Here is a 24973-nt window from a genome sequence, read left to right on the forward strand (position 1 = left end):
TACACGAAACGCTATGATATTAAAGATATTTTCAAGAAATAACTATTAAGATTCGTTGCCAATATAATAAACGCTCGTTACTTTCCATTTACCATCTTCTTTTACAAAAACAGTAACTTGACGTCCACTACTTGCAAGTTCAGTATTTGTTTTAATCTCTGTCATTTTAATATCAAGATTTGCATATACTTGCGCTTCTTCTTCGTTATATTTCACAATCGTTATATCTGAAGGTGTTCTTTTAATATTATATTGGCCAAAAGCAGTTTTTGCTGCTTTAATATCTTCATCGTATTCAAAACCTTGTGGATTTTTAGAAAGGGTTTTCGTATAACGATCGATATCCTTTTCGTTAAAGGCTGTTATATATTCATTAAAAGCTTCAATAATCTGTTTTTCTTCCTTTTCTGGTATATCGGCTGCCTTTTCAATTTTATCACCGAGTACTTCAAAACCTACCGTATTTTCATTAGCAGATTCACTCACTGTTTTTTCGTTTGTTTCTTCTTTATTATTACAGGCAGCTAGCATAAACAAAGCTAATACCAGTATCAACCATTTTTTCATAAACTTTAAACCTCCCGCGCGAATATTGTAGCATAGTTGTCAAACTATGGCTAATTTCGTAAAAAATCATCGAATTTGTAACCAAATTTTATCATTTGTTACTGATTATCCGTTAGTAAGACGTTTCCTAGTCCTTTTAGTTTCCTTAACTAGGAATAAGAAGGTCAATTCATAAAAACAGCTATTCCATATTTAATTGGACTTTTATTTGTACGTTGTTTACGAATAGTCTACTTAATATAAGAGGTAATACTAATAAGCCCAGTCTCTACTAAAATAGACAAAAAAATTCCAACCAACAATAAGTGTTGATTGGAACCGTGTATTTTTAAATATTAGCTATAAATTATCTTACCTCTACCCAACCATTTTTAATTGCCGTTACAACTGCTTGTGTCCGGTCATTAACATTCATTTTTTGTAAAATACTTGATACATGGTTTTTTACCGTTTTCTCAGAAATAAATAATGTTTCACCGATTGTACGATTGGATTGTCCATCTGTTAACAGCTGAAGTACTTCACATTCTCTTTTTGTAAGTAAATGGAAAGGACGGCGAATTTCTGTTTGGTGGAAGTTCCCTTTATTTTCATGTTCGCTTAAGCGACGGAACTCAGCTACTAAATTTTTCGTTACTTTTGGATGTAAATACGAACCACCTCTAGCCACTACTTTAATTGCTTCTACGATTTCATCTGCATCCATTTCTTTTAACATATACCCGAGGGCTCCAGATTTTAACGCATGTGTCACATAACTTTCATCATCATGGATAGATAGCATAATTACTTTTGCATCAGGAAATTCAGTAATTAAATCTGCTGTTGCTTCCACACCATTTTTTCCAGGCATATTAATATCCATAAGTACTACATCAGGGAAATGATTACGGTAAATATTCACTACATCCGTACCATCATCACCTTCTGCAACTACCTCAAATGAATCTTCGAAATCTAAAATTCGTTTAACTCCTTCTCGGAATAATTGGTGATCGTCAATAATTATAATTTTCGTCATAAAATCCTTCCCCCTACAATAAATAACATCTTCGATTATTTCTCAATTTAATTGTTTATTTCTGGAAATGGTATTTTAAAGAAGACTGTAGTCCCTTTACCGATTCCACTTTGAATTTCCATATTACCTTTTAATAGGTCAATTCGTTCTTTCATTCCGATAATACCAAAAGATTGGTCTTTTACACTAGTTTTATCGAAACCTTTTCCATTATCTTTTACTAAAATATTAACATTTTTTCGAAGCCACTCTATTTTTACCCAAATTTCCGAAGCATTGCCATGTTTAATAGCATTATTTACACTTTCTTGTACTAAACGAAAAATTGATACTTCGTAATCTGAGGGTAGTCTTTTTTCATTACTATAAGATTGGAAGTGTATATTAAGACCTTTATTATAGTCCATAATAGTCGACAAGTACTTTTTCAAAGTTGGTACAATGCCTAAATCATCCAATGCCATAGGACGTAAATCGTAAATAATTCGACGTACTTCCGATAAGGCATCCCTTACAGTCGTTTTTAATTCTGCTATTTCTTGAATTGCGGCTTCAATGCCCTTTTCTCTGTAAGTTCTTTCAATTATATCAGAACGCATTAAAACGTTAGCCATCATTTGGGCAGGACCATCATGTATTTCCCTGGATAAACGTTTTCTTTCTTTTTCCTGTGCTGCAATTATTTTAATACCAAAATCTTGCTTTATTTTAGCTTGTTCCAATGCAGCACTAACATTTTTCAAATCGGATGTTAAATAGTTCAACACTACGTTCACTTGATTTACAATGTGATCAGCACGATCAATTGTTTCGTATAATGTTTTTAATCTAAACTCTAAATCGTCTCTTTTTTCACGTAAACTCTTCTCTTCGGATCGAGTTAAAGATAGTCTAATTTGAAGATCATTAGCCGCTTCATAAGCTTCTCTTACTTCTTCTTCCGAGTATTGATTAAAAAACTTGCTTACCAATACAAGACGTTGTTTAGCCATTTGGGTTCTTTTCTCTAAATGATCGCTTTCATCTATGATTATTTTTATTTTCTCTTTAATAATCTCTAGTTCTGCCTTCATTTCTTCAAAGCTTCTACGGCTTTGTTCACTTATAATGAATATATCATTTTTAGAATTCGTGATGGTTTCAATCATGCGATTGAATATGACGTCAAGTGAACCTATGTCAACTTTATCGTTTGAAAACATACCTTTTCCCCAATCTAATTGGTGTTATTATTAAAACAATAAAAGTTTTTTTAAATTGAAAACCAGTAGATGTAATTGTTTATAGATATTATAACATTTTAATATTATTTTTTAAGTAAATATCTTACTATAGTATATTTCATTTTTGTTAAAAAAAGGAGAAATTATAATGCGAAAAGACTATAAAACAGTAAAAGGCTTCGGAGAGAGGGAAATTGTTCTCTCCAAATCTCGTTTTATCGCCTATGTAAATAGGGCTGAATCGGAGGAAGAAGCAATTGAATTTATAAATTCCATTAAAAAAAAGCATCCGAATGCAACACACAATTGCTCTTGCTATATGGTTGGGGAGCATGATCAAATTCAAAAAGCAAATGATGATGGGGAACCTAGCGGAACTGCTGGCGTCCCTATGCTAGAGGTTCTAAAAAAACAAGGTTTAAAAGATACAGTTGTTGTTGTGACACGCTATTTCGGCGGAATCAAACTAGGTGGCGGAGGATTAATTCGCGCATATGGGAAAGCAACAACGGAAGGAATCGAATCAGCACAAGTTGTAGAGCGAAAGTTGCATCATGTGATGAAAATTTCCATAGATTATACTTGGTTAGGAAAAGTCGAAAATGAAATTCGAAACTCTCATTACAATTTAAGTGACATTCAATATGCCGACTCTGTTCATCTATTGGTGGATGTATTACAAAAAGATGAACAAACATTTACTAATTGGATTATTGAAATCACAAATGGTCAATCTTCTATTAAATGTGTCGATAAAAAATTTGTAGAATTCACCATCTAAACCTATTAAAATTTGTTTTACTGTCATTCGACATCATAGTATAATTAGTCGTATTGAATTATTTTTATTTTGCAGATTATGAGTTTTGTATTTTAACTATGCTGAAAGTTTTACCAACAATACCTTACTATTCGGTTCGACATACTAAAAATGAATCCAATCGTAATGAAAATTGTGATTCCAACGTTTAGAGGAGAGTTTAGATGAAAAAATCAAGATCAGATATATATATTCAAAAGAGGAAACCGAAGAAGAAATTTTCTCGTTTTCTCAAAGTATTTTTAATAATAGCTGCCTCGCTTATCCTATGTGTAGCATGTTACGGTGTGTATTTAGTAAAAAAGGCAGAAAATGCTGCGAATAAATCCTACGAAAAAATTAACGATCGGGAATATTCCGAAATGCGTGAAGCAAAAGTGGAACCCCTTGAAGACAATGTCTCCATTTTATTTATCGGTGTTGATGACAGTGAGGCAAGAGAACAAGGATCCGACCATTCTCGTTCTGACGCTCTTATATTAGCTACATTAAATAACGAATCAAAAACTGTTAAAATATTAAGCATCCCCCGTGATTCTTATGTTTATATTCCCTATGTAGGTCATAATGATAAAATTACCCATGCCCATGCATTTGGTGGAACACTTGCGACAATTGAAACAGTTGAAGAATTATTCGATATTCCAGTTGACTACTATGTCAGAATGAACTTTAATGCTTTCATAGATGTTGTCGATAGTTTAGGAGGAATCGATGTTGACGTTGATATCCCTTATGCCTTTTATGAAAGAGATGAAAATGACAAGAAGACGATTTATTTAGAACCTGGTTATCAACATTTAAATGGTAGTGAAGCACTTGCTTTAGCAAGGACTCGTAAACACGATAGCGATATTATGCGTGGTAAACGTCAACAGGATATTATAAAAGCAATTGCACAAAAAGCAACTTCAGTAACATCCATTACAAAATATGATGATGTCATCGATGCCATTAGTAACAATATGAAAACAGATATGACATTTAGTGAAATGAAAACATTTATTAATTATTTCTCAGAAGGAGTTCCTGCAATTGAATCGTTATCATTAGAAGGCTCCGATGATACATCTTCAGGTACATACTATTACCAACTAAATGAAGAATCAATAAATGAAATTTCACAAATATTAAAAGGAAGTCTTGGTTTAATTCCAGATACATCTAATCTCTCTGAAAATAGTACTGAGACTGACATTACTGAAACGACGTCTAATTCAAACCCTTAAGCTATATATTTAAAACTCCCAATGAATAGATTTGGGAGTTTTTTTTGAATATCACACCCTCTAAAAGAACATTGAATAATTTCAACATAAAAAGCTACTACCTCGAACGTTTGGACGTTCTAAAGTAGTAGCTTTTTATGTTGTATAACTATACTCATTTATTAAATAATTTTGCCAAGTTGATTAATGGACGATAATTCTTTCCTGCCAGACCAATCACTTCAACAAACAATTCAATCAGTACTAAAATGACTGCAATTAAGAAAATGGCGCCCCAAAGCTTTGCAACAGAAATCGTCACTGCAGCAAGTCCAAATAATGTGGCAATACCATAAATTAATAGAACTGTTTGACGATGAGAAAATCCTAAACCAATTAAACAATGGTGTAAATGGGATTTATCTGGAGCAGTCCACTTTTGTTTATTGCGAAAACGACGGACAATTGCAAAGAATGTATCAGAGATTGGTACACCTAGCATAATGACTGGAACGATAAATGAAAACATAGTTAAACTTTTGAATCCAAGTAAAGAAAGAACTGAAATCATAAAACCTAAAAATAAGGCTCCGGTGTCACCCATAAAAATTTTAGCAGGATAAAAGTTGTAGAATAAAAATCCGATTGTACTACAAGCTAATATAGCAGCTGTGGCAACAACAAACATATCTCCCATAATAAAAGCCATACATGATAAGGTTACAAGGGCGATTGTAGAGACTCCAGCAGCTAGACCATCTAAGCCATCGATTAAGTTAATCGCATTCGTAATTCCAACGATCCATATAATTGTGAAAGGAATACTAAGTAATCCAAATTCTAATTTACCGCCAAAAGGCAAATTAATAAAATTAATTTGTATATCTCCAACAAATACAATAATCAATGCGGCAATTAACTGTCCAAAAAATTTAGCTTTTGCTGAAATTTCAAACACATCATCTAACATGCCTGTTAACACAATTATCTTTGCACCTAAAATAATCGCAATTGGCATTAAATATGAATTATCCCCACCTGGTAAGGGTCTTAATATAGCTAGTCCCACTAAAAATGCAATAAATATTGCTAAACCACCAAGTCGAGGCATGATACGTGTATGGACTTTTCGATAGTTTGGCGCATCTACTGCACCGATACGGAATGCTAAACGTTTCACAAGTGGAGTAATTAAAATGGCAACGATAAATGCCATGACTAAAGACACGTAAATCATGTCTCTCCTCCTCAAGAGTAAAATATATGCAGTCTAAATCTAAAATATTATACCATGAAATAGTACTAATAATAACTACATTTCATTACAAAGAATAAACAAATTGATTAAATTACATTTACAGGTTGCATCAGTTACCTTTCATATTATTTTCACCACTCTTAAAGATCTTCATACCACTTTACAATGAAGAAACCATCAAATTAATTTGTTTCTTTGAACCATATTAAGGAATTTCAATATTAAAAGAAACCTTTGAATTTTTAACTTTAAGTAAAAATAATATGAATTTTTTCAATAAAACGAACTAAGCTATTTATTTTGACGTTTTCTAAAAATGAAAGTTACAAGCATATCATAAAATTTACAAAAGGTTTTAAAAATGAAGATGTTCCTTACTAAAATTGGATGCCTCCAATTCATTTACCTTTTTCATCCTATTTTCCTACAATCCCTTTAACAAAATAAATAAACTATTTAATTTACCGACAAGATGTGATAAAATTCATCATTGTGTACAAAAATATAATAAATTTTTTGAAAGTTTTTGCTTTTCAATTTAGAAAGGAATTTGTAGTGCAATGAAGTTTATTAAAGAAAATCTTGCAGTAGGATTTATGCTTTTCGCATTATTCTTAGGTGCTGGAAATATTATTTTCCCTCCGGAATTAGGACAAAATGCAGGTACGGAATTTTTACCATCCATCATCGGTTTCCTAATAACAGGGGTTGGGTTACCATTAATCGGAATCGTAGCAGTTGCTAAAAACGGTGGTGACTTACAAGTTGTTGCAAACCGGGTTCACCCCGTTTTCAGCCTTATTTTCACTTCAGTTATTTATTTATCCATTGGTCCACTTTTCGCGATTCCGCGTACAGGGGCCGTCACATATGAAATTGGTATTGCTCCATTTTTACCGGAGACGGTTCAATCTAGTTGGTTGCCATTGTTTATTACATCAGTACTTTTCTTTGGAATCGTACTTTATTTATCATTAAATCCAACGAAATTAGTAGACCGTATTGGAAAAGTGTTAACACCTGCTCTATTAATTATTATTGCGTTGCTTGCAGTAAAGTCATTTATGACACCGATGGGAGAATTCGGTGCACCTCATGGGGTTTATAAAACGAATGCATTCTCTGAAAGCTTTATTCAAGGTTATTTAACAATGGACGTTTTAGCTTCCCTTGTGTTTGGTATTGTTATCGTTCAATCGTTACAAGCAAAAGGAATTACGGATCGCTCAAAACAAGTAACGATTACAATCTTCTCTGGTATTATTGCCGCAATCGGCTTAGCTTTCGTCTATGTATCATTAGAATATATTGGAGCGACAAGTACTGATACTATTGGTTACTTAGGTGACGGAGGAAGCATTATTGCAGAATCTGCCCGAGTACTATTTGGTAACGCAGGTAATGTGATTTTGTCTTTAGTCATTATATTGGCTTGTATTACAACGGCAGTTGGACTCGTATCCGCAAATGCTACTTTTTTCAATAAATTATTTCCTAAATTACCATATAAATTCTTAGTCGTTATTTTTACTTTCTTTAGTCTTTTCATTTCAAACTTCGGACTAGAGAAATTAATTTCAATTACTTTACCAGTTTTATTATTTATTTATCCGATTGCCATTGTGTTAATGTTCCTAGTTATGTTTGACAAACTATTTAACCGCGCACCGATTGTTTATATCCTCGCTTTAATCGCGACGGCACTAGTAAGTATTTATGATGGAATTAAAGCAGCTGGTTTTAAATTCCCATGGTATGAAAATATTTTAGAATTATTACCTCTTTACGACCAAAGTATCGGCTGGTTAGTTCCTGCAATTATCGGGATGCTCATTGGATGGTTCATTCAATTACTATTTAAATAAGAAAAACCTCTCCATATTAGGAGAGGTTTTTCTTGTACTATGGTAGTCCAACTATCTTGCATAGGTTAGTAATTCTTCTTTTACGAAATAAATCGATAGAAGTTCTTCCGTTAATTGATCAACGGTTTTTTTATTTGTTAATAAAAGTGTAAATGTTAAACGTTCAATAGAGCCAACTAAGCTTTGTGAAATAATATGTATGTCCATTTGTTCTAACTTACTAAAATATTGTTTTTGTCTCTCAAGAATATGTTCAAACTTCTCAACTAATCTTTCCTTCACTAAATAAGATTCTTCCGATTGATACAATCCTATTTTTGTTAGTAAAGGATTTTCTGAAAAATATTGTAAAAGGTTTATGATTACTTGATGAAAATGTGCCACATTTTGACCCGGATGTTCTTCAAATAAACGAAATAAATTAAGTTGGAATTGTTCATTTAAATCAATAAATAAAGAATCTTTACTATCAAAGTATAAATAAAATGTAGGTTGTGTCACATTAGCTGCTTTAACAATATCACTAATTTTCGTCTGATAATAACCATTTGATGCGAAAAGTTCAATCGCCTTCTCACGTAGTAATTGTTTGCTTCTTTCACCGTTTGAATTCACTTTTCTTCCACGCGCCATTATACCTAATCCACCTATCCTATTAGAATACTTACAGACAAATAATGATTCCAATCTTTAGTAATAGTATATAATAGTTATAGGGGATAATAAAGACTTTAGACTTATATAAAATTACAAAAGTTCTATTTATCCGTTTTAATCAACTTTGATATATTATTTTCTTTAGTTCAATTAACCTAATACTATCAATAAAAAAACTCCTTATAAAAGGCGTTTTTTTTAGGACGTTTTAAAAATTTTCTTTTTAATAACGGTAAAGTAATCCTTCACTTCTTTTATTCCAAACAAGAAATAAGAGCCTACCGTAATGACAACAAATACGAATACTCCAATAATAAATGTTAGCCACTTATTATCGAATGTGAGATACTTGCTTGATAAATAAAGAATAATACTAATCATAATAAAGGAAGCAAGTGACTTAAATAAATAGGAATTTTGATTAGAAATAAATTTTAAATTATATTTTTTGTTCGCATAAATCATTAACATTATTGTATTCGTAACCGAACTAATAAATGTTCCCCAAGCAATGGCATTAACTCCAGTCCCCTCAGCAAATAAATACATCACTACAATATTAACAACAAATACATTGAGAATACTAAAAATGACTGGTGCAATCGAGTCACCTTTTGCATAATAAAAACGAGTTATATATGTATTTGCTGCTAAAAAGAACATGGATAATACAAAAATTTGTAATACAGGCGTGGTAATAGCTGTACCTTTCTCTGTAAAATTTCCATATTCATAAATGACTTGAATTAAATTTTCTCCGTAAATAAAAGAATAGATTGAAACAGGTATTAAAAGTAATAATAAATAATGCAATCCTCTACTATATAAACTTTTAATAGATGCATGATCATTTTCCGCTTCTTTTCGGCTCAAAATCGGGTAAATAACCGTCGTTACAGCTGTTATTAAAATTGATTGAGGAAATTGGGTTAACCGAGAAGCATAGTTCACAACGGAAATAGCATTTTCTCCAAGGCCGAGGAATCCAACAAAAAAACGTTGTAACATGGCATAAATTTGTATCGTCCCCCCACCTAATGCAATCGGAATGACCATTAACCACAATTGCTTTGTTGTGTAATCCCTCTTAAAGGAAAGCCCAACTTGGTGCGTGTCCAATTTTCGATAGCCAACAATTAGAAAATAAATCATAACGAAAGCACTTATGAAAGCACTAATACCATAAGCAATTGGCCCAACAAATAGCGATAAACCAACAGCTATAAGTAAGAAACTGACATTATAAATCAGAATGGAAATACTTGATAAATGAAATTTATTATGAATATTCAATAGACCACTATACCAAGATGCTAAACATAACAAGATGGAAGAGGGCATCATCCAATAAAATAAATGCTTCGATAATTCTAAAGCTTCTCGACTAATCCCATAGTCTGAATCGCTGTAAAATAAATTAATAATAGGTGCTGTAAACAATAAAACAATCAGTGTCAACACCGACACTGATATGAGTACAATTGTAAAAGATTGTTTGACAAATAATGATTGGTCCGTTGATTTTTTATTATAAAGGGATATAACGGCGGTAGTAAAAGCACCTCCAATTACTAAATATAAAAAGTTCGGTAACATATAGGCTGTAAAAATACTATCCGAAGCAAACGATAGACCATATTGATAACCAATGACCATTTCCCTAAGAAAACCGAATAGGCGAGCAGCAATGTTAATGATTGCAACGGCTCCAACAATTTTTAAAAATTTATTCATGAATTGGAACCACCCTTTACAATTGATTCATAAAGCGCCATAACTCGCTTTGTAATTTCCTTTACATCGTGAATAAGCAATACTTCTCTTGCAGCTTCTTCATTATAATATTGGTCTTTCGGCGTTTGTAAAGCCCTCATCATTTCATCTGTTAATGCAGCGGGGTTTTTAGGTTCCACTAGATGGCCTGTCCCATTTTCTAATAAAGAAACGAGACCACCAACACGTGAAGCAATAACAGGTGTACCTGAAGCAATAGCTTCCAATGCTACTAACCCAAACCCTTCTATATGGGATGGTAATACAAACACATTACTAGCTTGGAACCATTTCACTAACTCTTTTTGTTCTAACGGATCAACTAATTTAACGGAATCATCAATAAAAGGTTGAATTTGATGAAGAAAGTTTTCATCCCGTCTTGACCCTACTAGAACTAACTTAACCGATTTCTCGGTTCTTTTTTTCACTTGTTGAAATGCTAATAACAATTCTTCTATTCCTTTTTGTTTAATCACATTTCCTACGAATAAATAAATAAAATCTCTTTGATCCAGTCCTAGTTGCTCTCTTACTACAGACAGATTGCCAGGTTGGAATATTTCCCGATTAACTCCCATACTACAAACCGTGATTTTCTCTCGAGGCATTTTATACTCTTCTTCTATTTGTTTTGCCAATACGGGCCCTACTGCAATGATAGCGCTACATTCCTTTAAAATCTTTTCAGTCCATTGTCGTATTGTTGCATTTTTCTTTGCCATACGTTCAATATCCCCACCATGGGCTGTCACAATATATGGAATATGAAATAACTTTTTCAAAAGGTAAGAAAACAATCCTGATGGAAAAACATAATGGGCATGAGTAAGGGATATTTGTTTACGAAATTTCATCGCCTTCTTCATAATATTTACTCCCCATTTACCATACTTTACAATCGTATTCATTTTTCCTGTCGCTGGATCGTTATTGACCGCTAAGATAACATCTAAATTTTCATTACGAAGAGCATCTACTTGGTTTTTTACAAATATCCCAAACGATAAATGTTTACTAGAAGGATACATATTACTTATTACGAATATCTTTTTCATCAGTCCTTCACGCCTTTTCATTAATTCTTAACATATTTTTACACAATTATTGAAAACAACTTAATAATTTGCTTATAAAATAAACATGTCTCTTTTTCTTAATACTTTATTAATACATAATGAATAAAAATTGGGACAACTTAAAAATTTTTTTATTAAATTTCAAAAAACTGTAATTTCAGTTTACTCGCCTTATTTTTTTCTGTCCAACGTGTGCTAAAGCAATACTTTTCCTAAATATGTATAATGTTTAGAGAATGTAATAATTACTCACAATATTATTAAGATTAAGAAAGGAATTTTCAAATGCAACTTACAAAGCAAAACTTATTCTCAAAAGATTTCCTTCAAATTTTTATTTTATTAATTTTTACATTTGCTGTACTTGCTCTCCCTTCTAAAATAACGATTATATTAACAACTTTAGTTTTTATCATTTTCGCTTTTATAAAACCTTTCGAAAGTATTTTATACTTAGTTATTTATGTTGCCATTCGGCCATTTTTAATCGAGGTCAATACCGGTATGAAATATATCGGTGATATCATTACGTTTATTTTATTAGTAAAATGCCTGATTTCAAGTAAATTTGATATGAAGAATTTATTAAAATTCAAATTATTTGAATGGGCATTCTTTATCTTTTTAATATTTGGTGCGTTAATTGGATATTTCAATGGTGTTAGTGTTGGTGCAATTTTATTCCAAGTCCGTACATTTATCATTATGTACTTTATTTACTTCTTCTTATCTAGAAGTCAATTACCCATTAATTTTATGACAAAACTAGCTTGGACAGGTGTCGGTTTAGGTTGGTTAATATCATTACATGGCATCGTTGAAAAAATCTCGATTCGTCAATGGCTGCTACCTTACAATTGGAAACATATGGTGCTATCTACAGAGAATATTTCTAGAATTTATGGGTTAGCAGGAAACCCAAATTCATTAGCTCTTATATTAATGTTTTGTATTATTTCCGTTTTTGTATTGAAACATCTATTTAAAAATCATGAGCATAAAGTTTTCTTAAATATAAGTCTCGTGCTCTTTATGGGAATCTTTATTTTAACTTTCTCGAGAGGAACTTTAATATCTGCCTTTGTTTTAGGGGTTATTTATATTTTCTTATCTAGACGCTTCTATTTAATTAAACAAATAGCCATTAGTTTAGTAGCATCCGTTCTACTTGTTTACTTCCCTATAATTGGAGGGGTGAATTTAGCACAATCGATGGGTGTGGAAGCTCCGGACGGAATTGCAGGGGGTATTGGAGACCGTTTTAATCAAACAATCGATGAAAAAAATATTGAACTAATGGTTTCTAATGGGCGAGTTTTTTATATAAAGAAAGGGTTTGAAATTTTTAGTGACCATCCTATTACAGGTACGGGATTCGGTACATTCGGTGGTGCTGCTACCCTTTCCTATGGATCACCTATTTATGAAGACTATGGAATCGATTTATCGATTTATTACGATAATAAAATTTATTCCGATAACCAATATATTCAAATCATCGCTGAAACCGGGACAATCGGCGTCATTTTATTTGGGATATTTTTAATTTCAATGGTTCTCCTGTTTTGGAAACGAAAGAATACAAGTTTCGGACAATTTATGATTGCTTTATGGATATCAACCGGATGTTCAGGGGCATATTATAATATTTGGGAATTGAAAATTTATACTTTAATCTTCTTTATTATTATAGGGGTATTTGCAGTACAACATAACCTTTACAAACAATACGATATAAAGTAATTCTCGATAAAATCCATTTAAAAAGACACTTATGAAGATAAGGAACAGTTTAACTGTTTCCCCACTCCGAATAAGTGTCTTTTGTAGTCTTTTAGCCATATATGGTGTTAGACATTCACAAAGTGTGACAAAGTATATATCTATTCTACAATTGAATCCTTTTCACTGCAATGTTTACGAACTTTCTAAACAATTCTAATTATGATTTGTGATTAGATTCGAACTTATTTCAATCGAAATGATCATCCCTTTTCTCAAATCTCTTATTTATCGAATTAATTATATTTTTTCATCTATTACGCGAATCTCCAAAAATATAATCCTCCCAAACTGTTCTATATGAAATTTTCAAAATACCATTGTTGTTATATAACATATTATGATATTATCTTATTATGAAAATTGAGAATATTTAAAAAGGGATGGGGGTTTATAAATGGTTACATTTCTAATATGTATTGCAATTTTAATTGTAGGCTATTTTACATATGGCAAGTATGTAGAAAAAATCTTTGGTTCTAAATCAGAACGACCAACTCCTGCATATGTGAATGCGGATGGTGTTGATTATGTTCCAATGTCAACTTACAAAAATTCATTAATCCAGTTACTGAACATTGCGGGGACAGGCCCAGTATTCGGACCTATTGCTGGGGCACTTTACGGTCCCGTAGCATTTATTTGGATTGTTGTAGGTTGTATATTTGCTGGCGCTGTTCATGATTACTTAACAGGTATGATTTCAATCCGAAATAAAGGGGCACATGTACCAGAGTTAGTTTCGAAGTTTTTAGGGAAGTTTATGAAGCATGTTGTAAACGTTTTCGCACTTTTACTTTTATTATTAGTTGGTACCGTTTTCGTTACGTCACCAGCGATGTTAATTAATAATTTACTAGATGGAAAGGTAGCCCTTGCTATTATTGTAGGTGTTATTTTCTTCTACTACATTTTAGCAACGTTATTGCCGGTGGATAAAATAATTGGTCGGCTTTATCCTTATTTCGGCGCGCTTTTAGTTCTTTCGGCTCTAGGAGTAGGAATTGGATTAATCGTAACTGGTGCACCAATTCCAGAGTTAAGTTTTCAAAATATGCACCCAAATGATTTACCTATTTTCCCACTATTATTCTTTACAATCACTTGTGGTGCTTTATCTGGATTCCATGCTACTCAAACACCGATCATTTCCCGTACGACACAAAATGAAAAACAAGGTCGTAAAATTTTCTATGGTATGATGATTGCAGAAGGTATTATCGCCATGATTTGGGCCGCAGCAGCCATGAGTTTGTTTGATGGCTACGGCGGTTTAAATGAAATGTTAGCTGCTGGAGGACCTGCAGCTGTAGTAAGTGAAGTTTCATTATTAATGATGGGTTCCATTGGAGGTACATTAGCGATTTTAGGAGTTGTTGTTTTACCAATTACATCTGGGGATACAGCATTCCGCGCAGCACGTATGATCATTGCGGACTATTTCAAATTTGGTCAGTCAAAACTATTAAGCCGTTTATGGATTGCCATTCCATTATTCGTCATTTCATACGCTTTAACGAAAATTGACTTTAATATATTATGGCAATACTTCTCTTGGGCTAACCAAGTAACAGCCGTTATCGCCCTTTGGGTCGGTGCAATGTATTTATTCTTAGCAAAGAAGAACCATTGGATTGCCACAGTACCAGCTACCTTTATGACAGTAATGGTCAATGTGTATATTCTTTACGAACCAACAATGGGATTCGGCATACCACTGAACGCTTCTTATATTGGAGGGATTGTAGCAACGTTGGCTATTGTAGCTGTCTTCTTTAATACAGCCCATAAAAAACGAGGAACATCTTTCCTATTAGATGAAGATGTCTCTCGATTTAACGTAAATGAAGTGAAATAAATAAAACACCTTCACCAGTTGATTAAACACTTTTGGTGAAGGTGTTTTTCGATTTCAATTAAATAACTCATAAGGAAATATCCCACATTTACAATATATTTTTCCTACTAGTACAACAGTAATTTAAATTTTATGTTGTTTTCGAACCGAATGTCTTACTACTTCAACAAGAAAACGAGGTAAAGCTAATTGGCGTTTAAATCGCTTCGGTTCCTTTAATAACCGGTAAAACCATTCTAAACCAAGGTGTTGAAATATTGCAGGAGCTCTTTTTACTGTTCCAGCTAAAACATCGAAACTTCCTCCAACTCCTTGAAAAATTGTTGGGTAAAGTTGATTACGATATTGGTTTATCCAGTTTTCTTGTTTTGGGCTACCCATTGCGACAAATAATATGTCCGGTTTTACTGCATTTATATTCGAAATGACTTTTTCCATATTGTTTTCATAACCATCTTGTGTTCCAACAATTTTAATACTCGGGTATAATTCCTTTAATTTTTTTGCAGCCTTATCTGCTACTCCACACTTACCACCGTATAAAAAAATTGATTTATCTTTGTTCGATGCCTCTTCACAAATACGCATCATCATTTCAACACCGGTTACGCGTTCATGGATTTTCCCTTTTTGGATTTTAGATGCAATGATAACACCAATACCATCAGGGATTTGAATTTCAGCATCATTTAGCAATTTTTTTAATGTTTCATTGTCTTTTGCATTCATTATTTTTTCAGGGTTGATTGCAACAATTAATGTTTTTTCTTTCCTCTCGATTCGACTGAATATTTCTTGAATAAGTCTATCGTACTTTTCAGTATTCACTTGAATCCCAAGTACTTTTTCTTTCATATTTGTACAACCGTCCTTTTAGACAAAGAAGGCAGCTTAAACAAATTTCTGCCCCAATGTGATGGTTTGGTAATCTTTTATATAAACTTCGCATCGCCTAATAAATAATATTGAAAACCTGCATTTTGCCAAACTTTTCGATTTAAACAATTTTTCGTGTCAAATACTATTTTATTGTTTGTTGTAATCGTCAACGGATCAAAGGTTTTGAATTCATGATGATCGGTTAAAAATAAAAGAATATCCGCGTCCCTTGTAGCCTCCTCTAAATATTGAGTTTGTGTCTCATGATTATTTTCCTTAATATGCGGATCAAACGATACAACTTCCAATCCGAGTTGTTGTAAATAATCAATTACGGTAATCGATGGGCTTTCACGTATATCATTTACGTTTCCTTTAAATGCTAAACCTAAAACCGCTACCTTTCCGCCTTCAATTTTATTGTCTTTTAAAATGGATAATGTCTTTTGAGCCGTATAGGCAGGCATACTATCATTTATATGTCGCGAAAGGTGAATAAGCTGTGCATCATCCCCACCTATTTCTACAAGAAACCATGGATCAACAGCAATACAATGGCCACCTACACCTGGTCCAGGAAAATGAATATTGACCCGCGGATGTAAATTTGCAAACTGAATCGCCTCCCAAATATTGACCCCAATATTATCTGCTATTTTGGAAAGTTCGTTAGCAAACGCAATATTCAAATCTCGATATGTGTTTTCCATCACTTTAACGAGTTCTGCAGTAGTTGCGTCAGTTAAGTGAATCTCCCCTTGTACGAAGCTTTCATATAATTCTTTTGTTAGCTCGGCAGATTTTTCATTGATCCCACCTACGATACGATCATTTTTTACTAACTCCTCGAATATTTTCCCAGGAATCACTCTTTCGGGAGAATGGGCCACATAAATGTCTGTGCCAATTTCTAACCCTGTTTCCATCAATTCAGGAATCATAATGTTTTCAACTGTTTTCGGTGGAACTGTCGACTCCAAAATAACTAAATTTCCTTTCTTCACATAAGGAACAATCGATTTTGTTGCTTCTTTAACATAATCTAAGTTTGCGGTTTTATTTGAATTTATAGGTGTCGGAACAGAGATGATAAATGCATCTGCTTCTTGTGGTGTAGTAGATGCAGTAAAAGTTCCTTCTTCTAATGCTCGGTCCAACAATTCTTGTAAACCTTGTTCTTCTATGTGTAACTTTTTTTCATTAATATTCCGAACAACTGACGGGTTGATATCTACACCATGTACTTTCATGCCATAGTTCGAGAACATTACTGCTGACGTTAATCCAATATACCCTAATCCAACGACACAAACTGTTTTTGTCATCATAGCCCACTTTCCTTCCGTATAGAGAATAGCGTTGATTTATCGCTAAATCATACTAAAAATAAAGATGAAGTTGGAATTAATCATTCCTTCCACCAAAACATGCATAATAGTATACAAATCCACATTAAGTTTTAGAATCTGAAAAAATGATTTAGCTTTGAATCTGCTTTTGATTATGCATCTTTACTAAAGTGTCTAATTTGAATTTTCTATTTCTAATAATTAACTCACTAATACTCAACTCCATTCTACCCTCTCTTTTCCTTATTAGTCTTTAACAGTAGGCTTGATTAACTTTATTTTCTCATTTCAAAATGACATTCTCTACATACTTAGAATTTCTTAATATAGTTTTTACAGTTTTAACATTTTCAATAATTGGAAATAATGGGGATGTAGAGGAGGGAGTTATATTGAAAGTATTAAAACAACTGTCCATATCAAAGGAAGATTGGTTATTTGGGATTGTCGGTTCTGGGATTGTGTTAGCCATCATTCAGTTATTTCTATTGATTTCATAATGTTCCCTTTACATTTTCCCCTGATAAAATAAAGCACCTTTGATTTTAATCAAGGTGCTTGTTTTATATTGATATTGATGGACAATCATTAGTGATAGCAAGGCACTGATTCTTATCTTGATACTAATTTGACTCGTTTAATTTCTTTTTTTCATTTAATAGTTGATAAAATCTTTTTTCATCGCGCATTTCTAAAGCTTTATCAATTAATCGATCTAAATTTTGTTCTTCTAAATGACGAATCATTTTTTGAACTTCTGATTCCTCTTTATCGCTAGGAAGGATATTTAATTGGTCTTCATTGTTTGATGCCTTTTCCAAAATAGGACTTAAATGTTCGTGTACGTTGGATATTAGAAGTAGTTGATATAATGGTAAACGAATAAAGCGATTTCCTCTTTGGAAAACAAAAATCTCCGAAAGGTTTTCGATTTGCTTCGTATCTAAATCAATAATCATTTCCTTACCTTCAACAGGAACAAAATGATACAGCTCGTCATCCTTTACAATTGAGAAATATTGATAAGCAAACACTAAACGCAATGTCTTTCCATTTACTTTTGTATAAAAAGGCTTCATAAACTGCACTTGAATCATTCTATCCCCTCCCAATTAAGTATTTTCCGTAAATACCGATTGAACAAATAACCGTGTTGAAAGCGATTGCTTCTATATTGGAATAGAGTAGGACATACCCTTTAAAGGAACAACAGAGGATGTATTTTTTTCTGTTACTCTAACATACGAATTCATTCGCTTATTAATGCTATAGTCCCCATACTTTTCTTGTTTCAAACTTGTTTTTGTTTACTAATTTTATCGATTTTTGTCGTTTCGCTATTTACAGAATCTAAATTAAGTCTAAAAAAATTCCGTATATTTATCATTTTTAATTATTTAATAAATTCGTGAGAAATAAGATATATTTATCCTTTTGCTTATCATTCCTATATTTTCAAGTTATAATGAAAGGAAAGACTTTTTTAGCGGATGTGTATTTGAACAATTAACTTCCGCATTGAAAAGACATCGATTTATTTTTCCTATTGGAAAAATGATTGTGTATTTCTAAGGGGCGATTATATGGTGTTATCTGTTTCAACACTAGCACGAGAACAAAAAAATTTTATTATAAATCAATTAGAACACATTGAACATAATCTACATCCATCCGTAACGGAAGACGAGGAACTAATACGCCGAGCGTTATTTGCAGTCCGAAATAAATCCGTTACCTTTGAACGTTACGTACCAACTACTTCAACTTTATATACAACCGTACAAGATGTTAGGCCGACCCATGTCATCGTTCAATTTAAAGAAGGAGAAATTCAATGTAACTGTCCTCAAGAACAATGGTGCCGACATAAAATAAGTGTCATTTTATCTTTATACCAGTACATTGATTCCGTTCAAGATTGGGCTTCAAAATGGCGTTCTAAAAAGAGTGTGAATCTACATTTGTTAGCTTCTGAACGAACACCTGAAAATTGGCTTGCGATGGTGAATGAAGTGATGTCCCATCAATTACAAGCTGGACGGCAAATTGAAAAATATCTCATTTCAAACATTGCAGAAAATGCCCACTCAAAATTGAAAAAACATACTCCTTTCGAACGAGAGTGGCAACCAATATACAATCTTTTTATCGAAATCGCTATTTTAAACAAACTATGGCAGCATATTTTAGAAAACCAATCAAATGTCAATAATGATTATTTTGAATATTTCTTTGATAGAAGATTTGAAGTTATTCAAAATACTATTCATGAAATATCAGGAAAATCTCGACTTTTTGCAACGGACCCTTTCTTCGATGCCCTTCAAGTATTAGTTAGGGAGTTACTCCTTGAGCGAAAGCATCACATCGGTAGAAGATTAAATATTTATTTACTGTTCTGGGATACGATTTTTATTGAAAAAAGAAGAGCAGAAGAAGAATTGAGCATACTACAACAATATGCTGAGGGAACTTTAGGTAATAAAAACGGGAAATTAAGTGATGATGTCCCACTTCCAACGGTTTTAAATGTTTTCCACATTATACTAAAAGATTATGATTCGTTAATGAAGAATTTAACTACTATTCAACCGAATCAAATGAACATATACTTTGGTCTAGCGAAATTTTCTTATTCACGAAACGAAGAGAGGGCATATGAACTTATATTAAAAGCGATGCTTCCTCATTTAAATGAATATATAAACGATTACTTATTACCTTCCCAACGCCAAGTTTATGTGAGAAGAGTCCATACATTATTTGAACATATACATTTAACGGAACAAGAAGAATTAATGTTATTTTCCGCCTTTGGGGTATATGGGGTTCAACCTTATTCGCAATATTTATTGAAGGTAAAACGATACGAAGAGTGGGCTGCACTTCATCAATTATATCCATCTTCCATCTCTTATTTGGAAACTTGTGGACTGAAGGAAGTTTTAGAAGTAGCTCCAGAAGTAACATTACCTTTATATCACTATTATGCATTAGAGGAAGTAAATCAAAAATCAAGAATGAATTATAAACAAGCTGTTCGGATTTGGAAGATGATGAAATCGGCCGCAAAAAAATGTGGTAAAACTTACTTTTGGACAGACTATATTCAATCTATCCGTGAACAATATAAACGTTTACGTGCATTGCAAGAAGAATTAGAGAAAGGAAATTTACTGGCATGACGGAAATTCAATTAACACCTTTTACGAAAACAATTCGTGTCACTTTTGAAGAACTGCAACCAGGTTTCTTTTCTGTTATTGCGTTCCATGAGGATGGTTTACGAATACCACCCGCCAACTGGTCCAACCAGTTATTTTATCGCTATGAACCAAATTATTATGGTTTAAATGCAAACTTTAGTGAAAATGGAATTCATTTAGCTTTAGTAGAACTTGTTGATTTAATTTCACCAGCCTATAAACATCCGTTTATTCAATTGATAGGAATAGATGAAAAATCAAAAAAACTTCTTGCTTCCTTACATGCTATTCAACTACTGTGGAACAATAGTGCTCTATGGGATTATGTCGTTTTAACTGAACAGGATTCCAATGAAAAGATGATTTCCTTTCAATTACCAGAAAGTTTTAAGGAAGATGAATACGTAAAAAATATTTACGGACAATTAGAGGACATTTCACTATCTGAATGTGAGTCCATTTTAACGACGGCTGTTCAACAAAAATTAGCTTATGCAGGATTATCCACCAATGATATTCCTTCACTATTACCCTTTTTCAGTAATGGTGGTTGGCCATTAAATAAAGATCGTTCTATTGGAGATATAAAAGTAGCTTTACGATTAAGGGAACCCGAAGAAAGTTCCTCTGAATGGCTATTAGAAACTGTATTAATCTCGAAAAAGACGTTAAAAGTTTGGACACCAGCTGTACGTAAACGACACTTACCAATTGAAAGGGCTCTTCCAGATAAATGGCTTCCCTATGCTCAAGAGATAAAAAACATGCAGTATCAAATGTTAGAGCTAATGGACCTAGATGGTTATAACGTAGTCCCAGATTCTTTTATACATATTATGCTAGAAGATCGGGATGTACGTAATTTACTACGTGGTGATTTTGCTAAGTTAGGTGCTCTTGGATTTGAAATTATGTTACCAACTTGGTTAAAGGAATTAAAGCAAACCAAAATGCGCGTTCGCGTAAGTGCAAGTAACCAATCACAAAAATCTGTAGCGGGATTAGATGATATTTTATCTTTTAACTGGCAACTCTCCTTAAATGGAGAACATATATCTGATGATGAGTTTCGAAAAATTGTGGATGAAAGACGGGAATTTGTACGCATCGGTAATGAATGGTTCCGATTAGATGCCAATTGGATGAATGAGATCCGTGAACTAATGGACAAAGCAGAAGAAGAAAATTGGACAGTACGTGAATTGTTATTCCGTGAGTTACCAGATGAGTTCTCAGCGTTAGAAGAGGACGAAGAAGATGCACAACGAGATGACCCATTATTTACCTTTGAAATGCAACGATCTTTAAAGGAATATGTAGATCAACTTCAACACAAAAAAGGGTTACCATCCATCTTGCCGCCGAAAGGGTTACAAGCAGAATTACGTCCATACCAACAAGAAGGATTTGAATGGCTGTCCTTTATGCGAAATCAAAATTTTGGGGCGGTGTTGGCAGATGACATGGGTCTTGGTAAAACTGTACAACTCATCAGTTATCTATTATATACGTATGAAACTTTGGATGAACAACGACCAACGATTATTATTTGTCCAACTTCCGTTTTAGGTAACTGGCAAAAGGAATTAGTCCGTTTCGCCCCTTCATTAAAAGTTCATACACATTATAGTTCGTCTCGTTTAAAAGATGAATCGTTCCATCAAATGATCGTTAATGAAAAGCCAAATATTGTTCTCTCCACTTATGGTACAATCTCGCAAGATATCGAGTTTTTACAAAATATCCATTGGGCAACTGTTACATTAGATGAAGCCCAAAATATAAAAAATATGCAAACATTACAATCCCGTGCGATTCGCAAATTAAAGGGAAAACATCATATCGCTTTAACTGGAACGCCAATAGAAAACCGTCTTTCCGAATTATGGGCAATATTCGATTTTATTCATAAAGGATATTTAGGCAGTTTCGGTAGATTTCAAGAACAATTCATTGTTCCAATTGAAAGGGAAGAATCTGAACGCCATAAACAAATTTTAAGGACAAAAATTCGACCTTTCCTATTAAGACGGACTAAAAATGATCCAGACTTAATGTTGAATTTACCTGATAAACAAGAAACAAAGGAATTTTGTGCTTTAACTAGTGAGCAAGCCGCGCTTTATGAAGGATATATCGAGGACACGATGGCACAGCTGAATACGATGTCTTCTTTTGAAAAGAAAGGCCGTATTTTACAAATGTTAAGCAAACTAAAACAATTATGTAATCATCCTGCCCTTTATTTAAAAGAGCCCTTTGATGAAGCAAAAGTGATGTTAAACCGTTCCGTTAAACTAAAACGAATCGTTCAATTAGCTGCTGAAATTGTAGATAATGGTGAGCAATGCTTAATTTTCACCCAATATATCGGTATGGGACATTTACTGCAATATTGTTTCTCTGAGCTATACGATATCGATGTGCCATTCTTAACAGGAAGCACGCCAAAACAACAAAGGGATCAATTAGTGGACGGATTCCAAGCAGGAGAATTTCCAATCTTCTTATTATCTTTAAAAGCTGGGGGTACTGGTTTAAACTTGACTGCTGCTAACCATGTATTACATGCTGATCGTTGGTGGAATCCTGCGGTGGAAAATCAAGCAACAGACCGTGCTTACAGAATTGGACAAACTCAATTTGTTCAAGTCCATAAATTTATTACAATTGGTACAATTGAAGAAAAAATTGATAAAATGATCGAGATAAAGTCTGCCTTATCGGAGGAGCTAATTCAATCAAGTAACTGGCTATCAGAATTACAAGAGGATGAATTAATGGATTTACTTATGTTAGATACAAAGGAAAGCACCATCATATAAAATCATGGGAATAAATAAAATATGATCAATAGAAAAGAGTCGAGGATAAACAATCCTCGGCTCTTTTTAACAGTCTCTCGTTATCCATCTTCACTTTCCAAATCCATATTTAATTGTACATTTCTCTACTTTTCTACTATGTAGAGTTTAGGAGGAATGGGACCACTACTGTGCGGTCAAGCAGTAGTGTCTTATAATCACCTCCCTTCTCTTTTTTTCGAATATAGAATTGCGTTTGATAGGAAGGAAATTTAGCTAAGTAAAGTTCTTTTAACTTTTGGTACTAATGAATTGTTTGTTTTTTTGTAAAATTCCTTTAAGAGGGTTCGTATATAGCGTTTCAACAATCATCTTTCAAGAGATACTTAGAGATTCTTTACCATTCTTCATACCTTCAACAACATTATGACTTCCACAAGATTTCTAATACCTGCCCTTAAATATTCCCCAATTATTTAAGGTACAGAAACAAGTTCGCCATTTTCTGGGAGTACAAATTCTTTTTCCAATTCAAAGCCTTCCTCCATTCCTTGATGGGGGACATTATTTTGCGGCGATTTTAAAATAAAGAAACGGACATCATCGACAACAACTTCTATTGTGTATACTTTCAAATTATCCCGATTCATATAGGATCTTGATTGTAATCGGCCGTTAATACCAACCAATGACCCTTTACCACAGTATTTTACAATTCGTTCTGCGAGCCTTCCCCATGCTATACAAGGAATAAAATCTGCATCCACACTACCTTGGTTATTTCGAAAGTTTCGATTGACGGCTATAGAAAAACTTGTTTGTACTCGACTTTCCGAGATTTGTCTAAGTTCAGGATCTCGAGTAAATCGGCCGACTAGTCCGACTTGGTTCATATCCTTCACCTCCTTTCCTCCACGCCTTTATAATAACTAGACAACTTTATTTTGGCAAAATCTGAAAATTCGAGTTTGACCTATTTCTAAAGATGAAACCAACATTTTCAACAGAGCAAAAATTTATCAAAATTCGATTCAGACTAGAGGGAGTAAGAAAAAACTACTTTATATTGAAAGGGGCAAATAATAAATTTCGCAATTTTTCTATGTTATACTTAAATTAACTATATTGTAGTTGGGGGGAAAGTGAATGAAGACTTTTAAAATGCTTTCGTTTGATTTGGTTAATGAAGATGGAGGGCTAAATATCCCCTTGATTGATGGAATCGTCATCAACCAAGAAAATAGTCGTAAATCGTGGATACTAGAACTCTTTATTTCAAAAAATTACCAATCCATTTTTGAAACATATAAAGATTCTGGGGATTTAATCGAAGTACAGGTTATTATATCCTTTCCAGATAATGAACCAGCTCCATTTAAAGTAGTCGTGACGGATATTCGTGAAATTGGAAATCGGATTTCAGTACTATTGAAAGGTACTATAAAAACGAAACGTAATAAATATGCTGAACAGTTGTTAAAAAATTTACTAGATGAAAATTTAACGAATGATGAATTGCTTACACGGTTTAAAAAGGGAATGCGTGAAAGACCACGATTAAAGGAGTCTTAAATTTGGATGACAACAAAAAAATCGCCTCAAGTGAGACGATTCTTTTGTATTG

General features: G+C 33.1%; 19 protein-coding genes. 8 read left to right on the top strand and 11 right to left on the bottom strand.

The features are described 5' to 3' along the window. Positions 1-45: 45 nt before the first annotated feature. The 3 genes from H9636_RS02005 to H9636_RS02015 all read right to left on the bottom strand — a co-directional run bounded on the left by H9636_RS02005 (position 46) and on the right by H9636_RS02015 (position 2790). Positions 46-567 (bottom strand): nuclear transport factor 2 family protein, encoded by a 522-nt coding sequence (locus tag H9636_RS02005; protein WP_191705984.1) that lies wholly within the window; start codon positions 565-567, stop codon positions 46-48. Positions 568-913: 346 nt separating this feature from the next. Continuing rightward, complete coding sequence (locus tag H9636_RS02010) at positions 914-1588, bottom strand: response regulator transcription factor (protein ID WP_191705985.1); 675 nt, start codon at positions 1586-1588, stop codon at positions 914-916. Positions 1589-1635: 47 nt separating this feature from the next. Further along, entirely contained in the window at positions 1636-2790 is a 1155-nt protein-coding gene (locus H9636_RS02015) for a sensor histidine kinase (protein ID WP_191705986.1), read from the bottom strand. A gap of 169 nt (positions 2791-2959) precedes the next feature. Here H9636_RS02015 and H9636_RS02020 point away from each other — a divergent pair, with 169 nt between their 5' ends. Beyond that, a complete protein-coding gene (locus H9636_RS02020; protein WP_191705987.1) occupies positions 2960-3592 on the top strand; it encodes a YigZ family protein in 633 nt (210 codons plus the stop codon). Positions 3593-3795: 203 nt separating this feature from the next. Beyond that, entirely contained in the window at positions 3796-4860 is a 1065-nt protein-coding gene (locus H9636_RS02025; RefSeq protein ID WP_191705988.1) for an LCP family protein, read from the top strand. A gap of 154 nt (positions 4861-5014) precedes the next feature. Here H9636_RS02025 and H9636_RS02030 read toward each other — a convergent pair whose 3' ends face one another. Next, complete coding sequence (locus H9636_RS02030; RefSeq protein WP_191705989.1) at positions 5015-6076, bottom strand: glycosyltransferase family 4 protein; 1062 nt, start codon at positions 6074-6076, stop codon at positions 5015-5017. 581 nt (positions 6077-6657) lie between these two features. On the opposite strand from H9636_RS02030, the gene brnQ reads away from it, so the two are divergent. Then, complete coding sequence (gene brnQ / locus H9636_RS02035) at positions 6658-7962, top strand: branched-chain amino acid transport system II carrier protein (RefSeq protein WP_191705990.1); 1305 nt, start codon at positions 6658-6660, stop codon at positions 7960-7962. A 51-nt stretch (positions 7963-8013) separates the two neighbouring features. Here the strand turns inward: brnQ and H9636_RS02040 are convergent, their stop codons facing one another. The 3 genes from H9636_RS02040 to H9636_RS02050 all read right to left on the bottom strand — a co-directional run bounded on the left by H9636_RS02040 (position 8014) and on the right by H9636_RS02050 (position 11450). Then, positions 8014-8595, bottom strand: coding sequence for a TetR/AcrR family transcriptional regulator (locus tag H9636_RS02040; RefSeq protein WP_191705991.1), 582 nt, complete (start codon positions 8593-8595; stop codon positions 8014-8016). Positions 8596-8817: 222 nt separating this feature from the next. Beyond that, positions 8818-10353: a murein biosynthesis integral membrane protein MurJ gene (gene murJ, locus H9636_RS02045; RefSeq protein WP_191705992.1), complete on the bottom strand. Its 1536-nt coding sequence runs from the start codon at positions 10351-10353 to the stop codon at positions 8818-8820. Continuing rightward, a complete protein-coding gene (locus tag H9636_RS02050; protein ID WP_191705993.1) occupies positions 10350-11450 on the bottom strand; it encodes a glycosyltransferase in 1101 nt (366 codons plus the stop codon). The genes murJ and H9636_RS02050 overlap by 4 nt, the downstream gene beginning before the upstream one ends. Positions 11451-11756: 306 nt before the next feature. Here H9636_RS02050 and H9636_RS02055 point away from each other — a divergent pair, with 306 nt between their 5' ends. Continuing rightward, positions 11757-13214 carry an O-antigen ligase family protein gene (locus H9636_RS02055; RefSeq protein ID WP_191705994.1) on the top strand — a complete coding sequence of 486 codons (1458 nt, stop codon included), beginning with the start codon at positions 11757-11759 and terminating at the stop codon, positions 13212-13214. A gap of 436 nt (positions 13215-13650) precedes the next feature. Further along, positions 13651-15111, top strand: a complete 1461-nt coding sequence (locus H9636_RS02060) for a carbon starvation CstA family protein (RefSeq protein ID WP_191705995.1) — start codon at positions 13651-13653, stop codon at positions 15109-15111. Between the two features lie 123 nt (positions 15112-15234). On the opposite strand, the gene H9636_RS02065 is transcribed toward H9636_RS02060, so the two are convergent. From H9636_RS02065 to H9636_RS02075, 3 genes are all read right to left on the bottom strand, one after another. Further along, positions 15235-15966, bottom strand: coding sequence for a WecB/TagA/CpsF family glycosyltransferase (locus tag H9636_RS02065; RefSeq protein ID WP_191705996.1), 732 nt, complete (start codon positions 15964-15966; stop codon positions 15235-15237). Positions 15967-16043: 77 nt separating this feature from the next. Further along, the gene (locus H9636_RS02070) at positions 16044-17315 is read right to left on the bottom strand and encodes a nucleotide sugar dehydrogenase (protein ID WP_191705997.1); all 1272 of its coding nucleotides are present in this window, start codon (positions 17313-17315) and stop codon (positions 16044-16046) included. Positions 17316-17962: 647 nt separating this feature from the next. Further along, positions 17963-18436, bottom strand: coding sequence for an IDEAL domain-containing protein (locus H9636_RS02075; RefSeq protein ID WP_191705998.1), 474 nt, complete (start codon positions 18434-18436; stop codon positions 17963-17965). Between the two features lie 486 nt (positions 18437-18922). Between H9636_RS02075 and H9636_RS02080 the strand changes: the two genes are divergently transcribed. Together H9636_RS02080 and H9636_RS02085 are read left to right on the top strand one after the other, a co-directional pair. After that, entirely contained in the window at positions 18923-20524 is a 1602-nt protein-coding gene (locus tag H9636_RS02080) for a hypothetical protein (RefSeq protein WP_191705999.1), read from the top strand. Then, on the top strand, positions 20521-23370 hold the full coding sequence (locus tag H9636_RS02085; RefSeq protein WP_191706000.1) for a DEAD/DEAH box helicase: 2850 nt from the start codon (positions 20521-20523) through the stop codon (positions 23368-23370). The genes H9636_RS02080 and H9636_RS02085 overlap by 4 nt, the downstream gene beginning before the upstream one ends. Before the next feature lie 455 nt (positions 23371-23825). On the opposite strand, the gene H9636_RS02090 is transcribed toward H9636_RS02085, so the two are convergent. Then, a complete protein-coding gene (locus H9636_RS02090; protein ID WP_191706189.1) occupies positions 23826-24242 on the bottom strand; it encodes a single-stranded DNA-binding protein in 417 nt (138 codons plus the stop codon). 253 nt (positions 24243-24495) lie between these two features. Between H9636_RS02090 and H9636_RS02095 the strand changes: the two genes are divergently transcribed. Beyond that, a complete protein-coding gene (locus H9636_RS02095; protein ID WP_191706001.1) occupies positions 24496-24921 on the top strand; it encodes a YwpF family protein in 426 nt (141 codons plus the stop codon). The last annotated feature ends 52 nt before the right edge of the window (positions 24922-24973 follow it).

The sequence above is a fragment of the Ureibacillus galli genome (assembly GCF_014836845.1).
Classification (GTDB): domain Bacteria; phylum Bacillota; class Bacilli; order Bacillales_A; family Planococcaceae; genus Ureibacillus; species Ureibacillus galli.